The following is a 13,132-nucleotide window of genomic DNA, read 5'->3' on the forward strand; positions in this document are numbered from 1 at the left end:
ACTACGCCGCAACCGGCTCGGGCGGGTGCTGCTCCAACACCTGCTTGAGGTAGCGCCCGGTGTGGGAGCTCAGATGCTCCGCGACCTCTTCTGGGGTCCCCGTCACCACAATCTCGCCTCCCTTGTCACCACCCTCGGGGCCGAGATCGATGATCCAGTCGGAGCATCGAATGACATCCAGGTTGTGCTCGATCACCAAGATCGAATTCCCCTTGTCGACAAGACGCTGCATCACGTCCATCAACTTGTGGACGTCATAGAAGCTCAGACCCGTCGTCGGCTCATCGATCAGATAGAGGGTCTTGCCGGTGGCCCGTTTCGAGAGTTCGGTGGCCAACTTCACCCGCTGGGCCTCACCACCGGAGAGGGTCGGTGCGGGTTGGCCGAGTTTGACGTAACCCAAGCCCACATCCACCAGGGTGCGTAGCCGATCGGCCGCCTGAGGAATCGCCGAGAACACCTCGCAGGCCTGCTCCACCGTCATCTGCAGCACATCGGCGATGGTGTGGCCCTTGTATTTGACCTGCAACGTCTCGCGGTTGTAGCGAGCACCCTTGCAGACGTCGCACTGGACGTAGACGTCAGGCAAGAAGTTCATCTCAATGACGTTTACGCCCTGGCCGCTGCAGGCTTCGCAGCGACCGCCCTTGACGTTGAAGCTGAACTGACCGACGGCGTAGCCGCGAGCCTTGGCCTCGACCGTCGCGGCAAAGACCTGACGAATCGGATCAAAGGCTCCGGTGTAGGTCGCTGGGTTGGAGCGAGGCGTGCGGCCGATCGGTGATTGGTCGATCACGATCACCTTGTCGATGGCCTTGATGCCCTTGAGGTCCTCCACCCCAGCCGGGAAGGGCACTTTCATCCCAAGCTTGTGCTCCAGCGCGGGGTGTAGGAGCTCATTGACCATGGTGCTCTTGCCGCTGCCGCTCACCCCGGTCACGCAGACCAGGCGACCCAAGGGGAACTCCACATCAAAACCGCTGAGGTTGTTGCGCGCACAACCCACCAGCGTGAGCTTGCGAGAACCATTGGCGCGGCGCTCCGCGGGGGTCGGAATAGCCCGCCGACCACTCAGATAGGCACCGGTCAACGACTCCTCAGCAGCGAGCAGCGTTTGGAAGTCGCCCTCGGCAACGATCTTGCCGCCATGGACCCCAGCGCCGGGACCGATGTCGACGATGTAGTCAGCGGCGCGAATCGTGTCCTCGTCGTGCTCCACCACGATCAAGGTGTTGCCCAAATCCCTGAGCTTCACCAGGGTGTTGAGCAGCCGGTCGTTGTCGCGCTGGTGCAAACCGATGCTCGGCTCATCGAGTACGTAAAGCACGCCCGTCAGACCTGCTCCGATCTGGGTGGCCAACCGGATGCGCTGGGCCTCACCACCGGAGAGGGTCATCGCCGGACGATCCAGGCTCAGGTAGTCCAGGCCCACATCCAACAGGAACTTCAGGCGCATGCGGATCTCCCGCAGCACCAGGTCACCAATTTGGATTTGACGGGCGTTGAGCAAAGCCGGGCCCTCAACGCCCATCAGCTCCTCAATGCGGCGCAGGCTCTCGCCAACGCTGCTGTTGGTCAGCTCATGGATGCGGTAGGGACCAACCCGAACGGCCAGGGCCTCGGGCTTGAGTCGCAGGCCGTGGCAGGTGGAGCAAGGCACCAACTCCAGATACTTCTCCAGCTTCTGGCGAATGGACTCACCGCTGGCGTCACGCAACTGGCGCTCGAGGATCGGCAGGATTCCCTCGAACGGCCGCAGATAGGTCTGGTTTTTCTTGTAGCGGCTGTCGGCCTGGATGGGAATCGGCTCCCTTGAACCATTGAGCAGCACGTCGTGCTGGTCCTCCGTCAGCTCATTCCAGGGGGTCTTGATCTCAAAGCCAAAGGCCTCTCCCACCGAATAGAGCAGAGAGAAGTAATAGGAGTTGTCCTTCTCTGCCCAAGGAGCCACCGCCGCATACACCGGCAGCGAAGGATCCGGAATCACCCGCTCTTTGGTGAATTGGCGCAGGTGTCCAATGCCGTGGCAATCCGCGCAGGCGCCATAGGGACTGTTGAAGGAGAACAGCCGCGGCGAGAGCTCCTCCATCACCGCCCCGTGAACCGGACAGGCGAAGTTCTCGGAATAGAGGCGCTCCTTCTCCACCTCGGGCGGAAGCTCTTCACCGGACTTCGGCACCACCTCCACCAAGGCCAAACCATCGCCGCGCTTGAGGGCGGTGCGGAGGGAATCGGTCAGGCGCTCCTGAATGCCCTCGCGGGCCACCAGGCGATCCACGACCACTTCAATGTTGTGGGAGTGGTTCTTGTCGAGCTCGATGTTGTCGGCGAGTTCGCGCACCTCACCGTTGATGCGCACCCGAGCAAAGCCCTCGGCCACCAAACCGGACAACAACTTGACGTGGGTGCCCTTTTTGCCGCGGACGACGGGCGCCAGAAGCTGATAACGGGTGCCCTCCGGCAGGGTGAGGATCTGGTCAACCATCTCGTCGATCGACTGGGGCCGAATCGAGCGATCGCACTCAGGGCAGTGGGGTTCCCCTGCACGACCGAACAGCAGACGCAGATAGTCCTGAATCTCCGTGACCGTTCCCACCGTGGAACGGGGGTTGTGGCTGGTGGATTTCTGGTCAATCGAGATCGCCGGAGAGAGGCCCTCGATCGCGTCCACATCAGGCTTGTCGACCTGGCCGAGGAACTGACGGGCGTAGGCCGACAGGCTTTCGACGTAGCGGCGTTGTCCCTCAGCAAAGATCGTGTCGAAGGCCAGGGAGCTCTTACCGCTGCCGCTCACCCCGGTGAAGACCACCAGCTGGTTACGAGGGATCGTGACGTCGACGTTTTTGAGGTTGTGCTGACGGGCACCCCGCACCCGGATCACATCCTCCAAGGAGCCGCCGTTGAGGGCCTGAAGCGCAGCCTTCTCGTTCACGCTTTTGGCGAGGGCGCGGGGCATCCAGGCGGCTCTAAGAGGGATGGAGTCTAGGCAGCACGTTTGAGCAGGCTGGCCGCGTAGCTCCTGGTCTCGCCGAAATCACCACCGGCCAATTCCGCCAGTTCCGACTGCCGGGCCTGAGTGTCCCGCAGTTGGGACACTCGCGTGTGGGTCATCCCATCCCGCACCTCCTTCGCCACCTGGAAGTGATGGTCCGCAGCAGCGGCGACTAAGGGCTGGTGGGTGACGCAGAAGACCTGGCGCTGTTGGGCCAGGCGCTGCAGTAGCTCCGCCATGGCACCACTGACTCGGCCGCTGACACCGGTATCGATCTCATCGAACAGCAAGGTGACGTGCTGATCAGCCGCGGCCAGGCAGGTCTTCAACGCCAAGAGAAAGCGCGACATCTCACCCCCTGAGGCCACCTCAGACAGGGGAGCCAACGGCTGCCCGGGGTTGGCGGAGAACAGGAACTGGACCGCGTCCGCCCCTTCTTCCGCGGGGGCCGCGGGTTCGATACCCACTTGAAAGCGAACGTTGGCCAAACCCATCGGCCGCAGGGCCTGCATCAGCTCTTGTTCCAAGGCCTCAGCGGCAACGCGGCGAGCCTGAGTCAGTTGGGCATTGCAGCGATCACGGCGCTGGCGGGCCTGGAGTTCGTCCTGCTCTAAAGCCTCAAGGCTGGCTTGAGCGCCGCCGGGGACAAGCTGCTCGCGCAGCTGATCACGGCAAACGATCAGCTCGGCAAGATCCTTGCCATGGCGCCTTTCGAGCGCCTTCAGCAAGGCCATCCGCTCCTGCAGTTGACCCAGGCTGTCTGGATCACTCTCCAGGCTCGAGCCGTAGCGATCGAGTTCACGGATGAAGTCCTGGAGCTCCGCTAAGCCATCGCCAAAACGAGCGCTTACCGCCGACAAGCTGCCATCGAGTTGCTGCATCTGAGCCAACTCGGCCTCACAGGCCGCCAGGTGGTCCAACACCGATGGCGCCTCCTCAGCGCCATCCACCAGCCGTCCCATCAGGGTCATCACCCCTTCCTGTAAACGCACCCCATGGGCGAGACGGTTCTCTTCGTTCTCCAGTTGGCTGCGCTCTGAAGGGTCCTCCAGCTGCGCCGCCTCCAGGTCATCCAAGAGCTGTTGCTGACGCTCCAAATCGGCCTGCAGCGTCAACCAATCGGCCTTGGCCTGCTCCAGGGCCGCCGAGGCTTGGCGCCAGGAGCGATAGCTCTCCTGAACGGGAGCCGCATGCTGCTGGAGTTCAGCGCCACCAAAACGGTCCAACCAACGGCGCTGTTGACCAGGCCGAGCCAACTGTTGGGTCTGACCCTGAACCGTCAGGTCCAACAGAAGGGGGCGCAGGGATTGAATCTGCTGACGGTTGACTGCAACGCCATTGAGTCGATGGCGACTGCTGAGGCGATGGTCCTTCTGGCGCCATTCACGGCTCAGCAGCAACTCCTCCTCATCGCACTCCAACTCCTGCTCGTTCAACCACTCCAGCAGAGGGGGACTGAGGGAAAAACTGGCTTCAATCACCCCTTTGCTGCTGCCCTGCCGCAACAGCCGCTGCCCCTGTCCACCCAGTAGGGCATCCAGGGCATCCAAAAGAATGGACTTACCGGCTCCGGTCTCACCGGTGAGCACCGTGAAGCCCTCTCCAAACTCCAGCTGCAGCTCCTCGATCAGAGCAATGTTCTCGAGGCGCAGACCGGTAAGCACGAGCAGCCTGGTGTTGGGCCCGACCGTAGCGGCTGTCTCTTTCGTTTAGAAGGGGGTCATGTCAGAGACCGGCCTCACCCCTGCCGAAGCAGCGGCGGCTGCCATGCAACGCAGCGTGTTCGGTGACGACGCCGAACCGAACACCCCTGCTGAACCGACCAAAACGGTGGAGCCCCAGCGCGAGGAGCTCTCCGACTTCATTGAGGCCGCTGGCCTACTCGAATACGACCCAGCCGCGATCAGTCGGATCTACGCCGGCGCCCCCCAGCGTTTGATCCGCCGGCTGTGGCAAACGCTCGTTCCGATCGGCCTCTATCTCTTCGGTGTCGGCTTCGACTGGCTGACCCGCAGGCTCAAGGATCCCGAGTACGCCCGGGCGCGGGCCAAAGAAGCCGCCGATCTGGTGGCCTCCCTCGGTCCCGCCTTCATCAAGGCCGGTCAGGCCCTCTCCACCCGCCCCGACATCATTCCGCCACTCCTACTGGAGGAGCTGGCCGGACTCCAGGACCAACTGCCCGGCTTCGATTCCGGCCTGGCGATGGCCTGCATCGAAGAAGACCTCGGTGCTCCGATTTCAGCGATCTATGCCGAGCTGGAACGGGAGCCGATCTCAGCGGCCTCCCTCGGCCAAGTCCACCGGGGTGTGCTGCTCAGTGGCGAGAAGGTGGCCGTGAAGGTGCAACGGCCGGGCCTGCGCGAACAGATCACGCTCGATCTTTACATCGTGCGCAACATCGCTGCCTGGCTCAACCGGAATATCGGCCTAATCCGCTCCGATCTGGTGGCCCTGATCGACGAGCTGGGCAAGCGGGTGTTCGAGGAAATGGACTACTGCAACGAAGCGACCAACGCCGAAACGTTCGCAGAGCTCCACGCCCACAACCCCCGCATCGCCGTACCCCGGATCTTCCGCGATGCCACGGCCAGGCGTGTGCTGACGATGGAGTGGATCGACGGGGTGAAACTCACCAACCTTGAGGCCGTGCGCGAACTGGGGATCGACCCGGACGACATGGTCACCGTGGGGGTGAACTGCTCCCTGCAGCAACTGCTGGAGCACGGGTTCTTCCACGCCGATCCCCATCCCGGGAACCTGCTGGCGCTGGCCGATGGTCGCCTGGCCTATCTCGACTTCGGAATGATGAGCGAGGTCAGCCGTGAAAGCCGCACCGGCTTGATCCAAGCGGTGGTCCACCTGGTGAACCGCAATTTCGGAAAGCTGAGCAATGACTTCGTCAGCCTGGGCTTCCTGGCGGAGGACGTGAATCTCGAGCCGATCGTTCCGGCCTTTGAGCAGGTCTTTGGCCAAGCCCTGGAAATGGGCGTCAGCCGGATGGACTTCAAGGCGGTCACGGACGACCTCAGCGGTGTGATGTACCGCTTCCCCTTCCGCGTCCCCCCTTACTACGCACTCATCATTCGCTCCCTGGTGACGCTCGAGGGCATCGCCTTGAGCGTCGATCCTGATTTCAAAATCCTGGGTGCGGCCTACCCCTACTTCGCCCGCCGGCTGATGGAGGACCCGGACCCGCAACTGCGCAACAGCCTCAAGGAAATGCTGTTCGACGGCGACATCTTCCGTTGGCAGCGGCTGGACAACCTGATCAGCAGTGCCGCCAGCGGCAGCCAGTTGGATCTGGAGGGACTGCTCGATCAAGTCCTCGACTTCCTCTTCTCCCCCAAGGCGGGGCTGCTGCGCAACCAACTCGTTGAAGCCGCCGTCGACCAACTCGATGCCCTGGGTTGGCAAACCGCGGTCCGCCTGAGCCAACGCTTGCCTCGAGCCCTGAGGCCACCTGGTCTGCGGGATCGCGTGGCGATCACCGCCAGCGACGTGGAATTGCTCTCCTTGGAGCCCATCCAACGCCTCGTCGCCATCCTCAACCAACTGCCTGGATTCGATCCGCAATTGCTGCTGAAACGGGTCCCAAGGCTGCTGCAGGAAACCGAACTGCGGCGCATGGGGACAGAGATGGCCAAAGGACTGGCGGAACGCAGCATGGTCAGGCTCGTGCGCGACGTCCTGGTGAGTCCGGCCTAGGGTCACCGCACTGTTTCGAGGCCCCATGCCGACCTGCAAACGCCAGCGCCTCCTCGCTGCAGCGCTTGGCCTGGGGTTACTCGGTGGGACGCCAGCACTAGCGGCAGAGAACGTGGTGTTCGTCACCGGCGCCTTCCGGCGTTCGATCCCGGTTGCGGACTTCGAATACTTGGCCGAGACCGATCAGGCCAGGGGTCTGCTCTCGGATCTCCTGAAGTTCACGAAGATGGAGCCCAAGGAGGTCTCCAAGCTGCTGAAGGCGGAGCTCGCGATCCCCTTGGTGCTCACCAGCCGCTTGTTGAACACCCGTCTGGGCGAAGCGATCCTGGCCCGGGTGGCCAAGATCATCTATCCGCTCAAGGCCCCGGGTGCAGGCATCCCCGCCCTGCGAGCCGGTGTCATCAATGCACTGGTCGCTGGGGACGACAAGCTCAATGCGGTCAACTTCATGCAGGCCTACCCAGTCGATGAGTTGGAGGTGAGCATCCCAGCGCTCATGAGCGTGCTGGAGAAGGCAAAATCCATTAGCCAGTTGATCTCCTTCTTCTCCGATTCGCCGTTAGACGGTTTGAGGGGCGACAACAAGGCTGCCCCGTAGATTCGGGTCTAGAACGTCCCAGTCGACCGTGCCCCTGCTGACTTCCATCCGCCGGCGACTGGGATTGAAGACAGCAACAATGCAGGACTGGCCGGGCCTGATCGAGGGCTACCGCCGCTGGTTGCCCGTCAGCGACAAGACCCCGGTGATCACCCTGCGGGAAGGGGCCACCCCGTTGATCCCTGCCCCCTCCATTGCTCAACGGATCGGCAAGGGGGTCAAGGTCTACCTCAAATACGACGGCCTGAACCCCACCGGATCCTTCAAGGACCGGGGTATGACCATGGCCATCTCCAAGGCCAAGGAAGCGGGTTCCGAGGCGGTGATCTGTGCCAGTACAGGCAACACCTCGGCGGCGGCAGCGGCCTATGCCAAGCGCGGTGGCATGCGGGCCTTCGTCTTGATCCCCGATGGCTATGTGGCCCAGGGCAAGCTGGCCCAAGCCCTGCTCTACGGCGCGGAAGTGCTGGCGGTGAAGGGCAACTTTGACCGGGCCCTGGCGATCGTTCGTGAGGTGGCGGACCAATACCCCGTCACGCTGGTGAACTCCCTGAATCCCTACCGACTGCAGGGCCAGAAAACCGCGGCCTTCGAGGTGGTGGATGCCCTCGGCGAGGCCCCGGATTGGCTCTGCATCCCCGTCGGCAACGCCGGCAACATCAGCGCTTACTGGATGGGCTTCAACGAGTACAAGGCCGCCGGCCACAGCCGCAAACTGCCCCGAATGATGGGCTTCCAGGCGGCCGGCTCAGCCCCCCTGGTCCTGGGGCACACCGTCGAGCAGCCCGACACCATCGCGACTGCGATCCGAATCGGCAACCCGGTGAACAAAGAGAACGCGCTGAAGGCCCGGGCTGAGAGCAACGGCGACTTCATGGCCGTCACAGACGCCGAAATCATCGAGGCCTACAAACTGCTCGGCAGTGGCGAAGGCGTCTTCTGCGAACCCGCCAGCGCAGCCTCCGTCGCGGGTCTGATCAAACGGCGCGACGAAGTCCCTGCAGGCGCCACGGTGGTCTGTGTCCTCACAGGCAACGGCCTGAAGGACCCGACAACCGCAATCGAGCACAACGACTCCAAGTTCCATACCGGACTCGATGCCGACACCGCCAAGGTGGCGCAAGTGATGGGCTTCTGAGCCCCCGAGACCGCTTTGCCCGGCCACAAGCCGGGCTTTTTTTGCGTCCAAGAAAGCCAACCAATCCAAAAAGCGACTGCCCACAACCTGTGGAAAGAAGACTGGAAACAGCGAGAACCGGAAACCGCTGAGGCTCACCTCCTTTTCCGCAATCCCTGGAAAAAGGGGAAAGGGCTTCGATGGCTCGCATTCCAAATCCTGGTTCCACAGGCCTGCGGGAAGCGAAACCCTTTGCAGTCAATAGGAGTTGGTAATTTCCCAGGGTTTCCCCAAGACCTACGACTACGGATTTGGTTTTCTTTCTTCTTGATCCTTTAATCCTTAATCGGTCGTCTGGGGATTGCCGGGGAACCCGATCGCTCGACCCGTTGCGCTTCCGCTTGGGTTGTGGAAGCGTGGAGGGCCCTTCAGTCCTGCCATGAAGCTGGTCTGCTCCCAGGCCGAACTGAATTCCAGTCTTCAACTGGTGAGCAGGGCTGTTGCCGCACGTCCCACCCATCCGGTCCTTGCGAATGTGCTGCTGACCGCAGATGCCGGAACGGGGCGCCTCAGCTTGACCGGATTTGATCTGAGCCTGGGCATCCAGACCAGCCTGAGCGCCTCAGTCGCCACCAGCGGTGCCATCACCCTTCCCGCCCGACTTTTTGGTGAGATCGTGTCGCGGATGCCGGCCGACAGCCCGATCACCCTCAGCTGCGAAGAGGGCAGTGAGCAGGTCGAGTTGACCAGCCTCTCGGGCAGTTATCAGATGCGGGGGATGCCCGCCGATGATTTTCCTGAGCTCCCTCTGGCTCAAGCGGGAACTCCGATCAAGTTGGATCCCGAGGTCCTGATCAAGGGTTTGCGCGCAACCCTCTTCGCCAGCAGTGGTGATGAGGCCAAGCAGCTGCTGACCGGTGTTCACCTGGGCCTGGATCAGAACGGTTTGGAATGCGCCGCCACTGATGGCCACCGTCTGGCCGTCCTGCGTCTGCAGAACGCCTCCAGCAGTGAAGCGGAGCTGGATGTGACGGTCCCCGCCCGCTCCCTGCGGGAGTTGGAGCGGTTGCTCTCCAGCCGCGGCGGCAGCGATGCTGTGAGCCTCTTCTGTGATCGCGGTCAGGTGGTCTTCCAATGGGCTGACCAGGTCCTGACCAGCCGCAGCCTCGATGGCACCTACCCCAACTACCGGCAGCTGATCCCCGAAAGCTTCGGTCGCCAGCTTCAGGTCGATCGCAAGGGTCTCCTGAGAGCCCTGGAGCGTGTGGCGGTCTTGGCCGATCAACACAACAACGTCGTCAAACTCACGAGCGACCCCGCAGCCGGTCAGCTGTCCATCAGTGCCGATGCGCAAGACGTGGGCAGTGGCTCAGAGGCCATCGGAGCCCAGGTCAGCGGCGACGCCATCCAGATCGCCTTCAACGTCCGCTACGTCCTGGAAGGCCTCAAGGCCATGGGCTGCGAGCAGGTCCAGCTGCAGTGCAATGCCCCGACCACTCCGGTGGTGCTGGCTCCCCAAGACGACTCCAGCTTCACCTACTTGGTGATGCCGGTTCAGATCCGCCAGTGAGCCTCCCCGAACAGCTGCTGCTCAGCGAATTGCTGCGCCGCCGCGTTCGCTGCGATCAAGGCCTCGACCATGGGGTTGGTGTCGCCGCTTGGATGCACCCTCCGGTGCATCGGCTCCTTGGCTGGTTCTCCAAGCCATCCGCCTTGGGTGATCGCCGTGAGGTCTGGCGTCTGAATCAGTTGTGCGGTCTGGCGGAACTGGAGCTCTTTGTCCGTGGGGATGCGGCTGCGACCGAAATCGCCACCATGGATCGCTTGCCCACCTTGATCGAGGCGACTCTCCTCGGCCAAGATGGCGAACCCCTGGGGCAGATCGCAGATGCGGCAGTCGATCTCAGCAGTGGTCAGATCCTCCACTACCTGGTGTCCCGCAGTGATCCGAGACTGCCCGGAACCAGTCGGTGGCGCTTGGCCCCCGCGCGCATCAACGATCAACAACCCGGAACGGTTTTCACGTCCCTGTCGGGTCTGGATGACCTTCCCCTGGCGAAAGCCAGTGTTCGTCAGGAGTTCCTGCGTCGCTCCAGGCGTTGGCGCGAGCAGATGCAGGAGGAAACCTCCCGCTGGCGCGATCAAGTCCAGAACGCCGGCGATCGTTTCGAAGAGCGGCTCGAGGGGTGGTTGGAGGAACCCCCCTGGGATGAGCGGGAACCAGACCTGGACCGCCCAGCGCGATCCCAGGAGGCCTGGGATGACTGGACTGAAACCGACGAGCCACAGCCCCGCCGCCACCAGGACGATCCCTGGGTTTGAGAGGGGGTGAGTCGCTCAGCGAGACTGGAATGATCTCGCTCCCTGGTCCGTGGTCGCAGCCCCTGACTACTCCGTTGCTGACGCGCTGAAAAAGGAGAACCTCAGCCAAGCCGACTACGACGAGATTTGCCGCCGCCTCGGCCGAGCCCCCAACCGAGCTGAGCTCGGCATGTTCGGTGTGATGTGGTCTGAGCACTGTTGTTATCGCAATTCCAGACCCCTGCTGCAGGGCTTCCCCACGACCGGCCCGCGGATCCTGGTGGGACCCGGTGAGAACGCGGGCGTCGTTGACCTAGGAGAAGGCCAACGCCTGGCCTTCAAGATCGAGAGCCACAACCACCCCTCAGCGGTGGAGCCGTTTCAAGGCGCCGCAACGGGCGTGGGCGGCATCCTGCGGGACATCTTCACCATGGGTGCCCGCCCGATTGCCCTGCTGAATGCCCTCCGCTTTGGCCCGCTGGAGGACGAGCGCAACGTCGGCCTGATGGAGGGTGTGGTGGCGGGCATTGCCCACTACGGCAATTGCGTCGGTGTGCCCACGGTGGGCGGTGAGGTGGCCTTTGACGCCAGCTATTCCGGCAACCCCCTGGTCAACGCCATGGCCCTGGGCTTGATGGAGACCGAGACGATCGTCTGCTCCGGGGCCGAGGGCGTCGGCTTCCCGGTGGTCTACGTCGGCAGCACAACTGGCCGGGATGGCATGGGCGGCGCCAGCTTTGCGTCGGCGGAACTCACGGAAGCCTCCCTGGACGATCGTCCGGCCGTGCAGGTCGGCGATCCCTTTTTGGAGAAAGGCCTGATTGAGGCCTGCCTCGATGCCTTCCAGAGCGGTGATGTTGTCGCGGCGCAGGACATGGGAGCCGCAGGTTTGACCTGCAGTTGCTCAGAGATGGCCGCCAAGGGCGGTCTGGGCATTGAGCTGGATCTCGATCGCGTGCCCGCCAGAGAGGCCGGGATGACCCCCTACGAGTTCCTGCTGAGCGAGTCCCAGGAGCGGATGCTGTTCGTGGTGAAGCCCGGGCGGGAAGCGGCGCTGATGGAGCGCTTCACCCGTTGGGGCCTGCAGGCTGCCGTGGTGGGCCGCGTCCTTGAGGACAACATCGTTCGGGTGCTTCAGAACGGCGAAGTCGCCGCTGAGGTGCCCGCCAGCGCCCTGGCGGATGACACCCCGATCAACCGCCATGAACTGCTGAGTGAGCCTCCTTCGCCCATTCAGGAGCACTGGCGCTGGTCTGAGGACCGGCTCCCGTCTGCATCCCCCTCGGGGATCAATGGAGTCAGCTGGAGCGAGACCCTGCTGACCCTGCTGGACGATCCCACGATCGCCTCCAAGCGCTGGGTCTATCGCCAGTACGACCACCAGGTGCAGGCCAACACGGTCGTTCCCCCGGGCGGCGCCGATGCGGCGGTGGTGCGGCTGCGCCCCCAGGCTGAAACCCAGGCCGCGACCCGTGGCGTGGCGGCGGTGGTGGATTGCCCCAACCGTTGGGTGGCCCTCGATCCAGAGCGTGGCGGCATGGCGGCCGTGGCCGAAGCCGCCCGCAACCTGAGCTGCGTGGGCGCTGAGCCCCTGGCGGTCACTGACAACCTCAACTTCCCCTCCCCAGAGACTGCAACGGGCTATTGGCAGTTGGCCATGGCCTGCCGCGGTCTCTCCACCGCCTGCTCGGCCCTTGATACCCCAGTGACCGGCGGCAACGTCTCCCTCTACAACGAGACGCGGATGCCCGATGGCTCGATGTTGCCGATCCATCCGACCCCGGTGGTGGGCATGGTCGGCTTGGTTCATGACCTCAGCCAGGTCCGTGGCCAGGCCTGGCAGGACGCCGGTGATGTGATCTGGATGCTCGGTGTGCCTTTGGAAGCGGGGGAGACTCCAGCCGATGGCCGCTTGGGCCTGGCTGGCACGAGCTACCTCGAGCGAATCCATGGAGCCGTGACGGGGCGCCCGCCGGAGATCGACCTGGAGTTGGAGCGCTCGGTTCAGGCGTTCCTGCGCCAGGCCATCACCCAGGGTCTGGTGAAGTCCGCCCATGACCTCAGCGATGGTGGGTTGGCTGTGGCCGCTGCGGAGTGCTGCATGGCCTCTGGCTTGGGTGCCCACCTGGAACTTCCCTCCAGCGCCGCTCGCCTCGATCGCCTGCTGTTTGCCGAAGGCGGCGCCCGCATCTTGGTCAGCGTCTCCCCGGCTCAAACGGTGGCTTGGCAGGAGGCTGTGGATGCCAGCGGCATTCCGGCGCAGTGCCTCGGTGTGGTGGAGGACGACAGTGAGCTCTCGATCACCCAGGCGGGCTCGAACCTGCTCACCACGCCCATTGCCCAGATACGTGAGCGCTTTGAGCAGGCGATTCCGCGGCGCATGGGCGTCGACCTGCCTCCGACAGCCTGAGGAGAACCC

The 13,132-nt window shown here is 63.5% G+C and carries 8 protein-coding genes; 6 read left to right on the forward strand and 2 right to left on the reverse strand.

Translation table 11 applies throughout. The features are described from left to right. Position 1 precedes the first annotated feature (1 nt). Both uvrA and recN read right to left on the reverse strand, forming a co-directional pair. Positions 2-2,956: an excinuclease ABC subunit UvrA gene (gene uvrA, locus CB0205_RS0102960; protein WP_010314146.1), complete on the reverse strand. Its 2,955-nt coding sequence runs from the start codon at positions 2,954-2,956 to the stop codon at positions 2-4. Between the two features lie 26 nt (positions 2,957-2,982). Beyond that, the gene (gene recN, locus CB0205_RS0102965; RefSeq protein ID WP_010314148.1) at positions 2,983-4,656 is read right to left on the reverse strand and encodes a DNA repair protein RecN; all 1,674 of its coding nucleotides are present in this window, start codon (positions 4,654-4,656) and stop codon (positions 2,983-2,985) included. A gap of 58 nt (positions 4,657-4,714) precedes the next feature. On the opposite strand from recN, the gene CB0205_RS0102970 reads away from it, so the two are divergent. The 6 genes from CB0205_RS0102970 to purL all read left to right on the forward strand — a co-directional run bounded on the left by CB0205_RS0102970 (position 4,715) and on the right by purL (position 13,123). Then, entirely contained in the window at positions 4,715-6,697 is a 1,983-nt protein-coding gene (locus tag CB0205_RS0102970; protein ID WP_010314150.1) for an AarF/ABC1/UbiB kinase family protein, read from the forward strand. A gap of 25 nt (positions 6,698-6,722) precedes the next feature. Continuing rightward, positions 6,723-7,295 carry an alpha/beta hydrolase gene (locus CB0205_RS0102975; RefSeq protein ID WP_010314152.1) on the forward strand — a complete coding sequence of 191 codons (573 nt, stop codon included), beginning with the start codon at positions 6,723-6,725 and terminating at the stop codon, positions 7,293-7,295. Positions 7,296-7,374: 79 nt separating this feature from the next. Next, on the forward strand, positions 7,375-8,433 hold the full coding sequence (thrC, locus tag CB0205_RS0102980) for a threonine synthase (RefSeq protein WP_010314154.1): 1,059 nt from the start codon (positions 7,375-7,377) through the stop codon (positions 8,431-8,433). 418 nt (positions 8,434-8,851) lie between these two features. Then, positions 8,852-9,982: a DNA polymerase III subunit beta gene (gene dnaN, locus CB0205_RS0102985; RefSeq protein WP_010314157.1), complete on the forward strand. Its 1,131-nt coding sequence runs from the start codon at positions 8,852-8,854 to the stop codon at positions 9,980-9,982. Continuing rightward, positions 9,979-10,734 carry a hypothetical protein gene (locus CB0205_RS0102990; RefSeq protein ID WP_010314158.1) on the forward strand — a complete coding sequence of 252 codons (756 nt, stop codon included), beginning with the start codon at positions 9,979-9,981 and terminating at the stop codon, positions 10,732-10,734. The genes dnaN and CB0205_RS0102990 overlap by 4 nt, the downstream gene beginning before the upstream one ends. Positions 10,735-10,783: 49 nt before the next feature. Further along, entirely contained in the window at positions 10,784-13,123 is a 2,340-nt protein-coding gene (purL, locus tag CB0205_RS0102995) for a phosphoribosylformylglycinamidine synthase subunit PurL (RefSeq protein ID WP_010314160.1), read from the forward strand. Positions 13,124-13,132: the final 9 nt, after the last annotated feature.

It is taken from the genome of Synechococcus sp. CB0205 (genome assembly GCF_000179255.1).
Taxonomy (GTDB): domain Bacteria; phylum Cyanobacteriota; class Cyanobacteriia; order PCC-6307; family Cyanobiaceae; genus Vulcanococcus.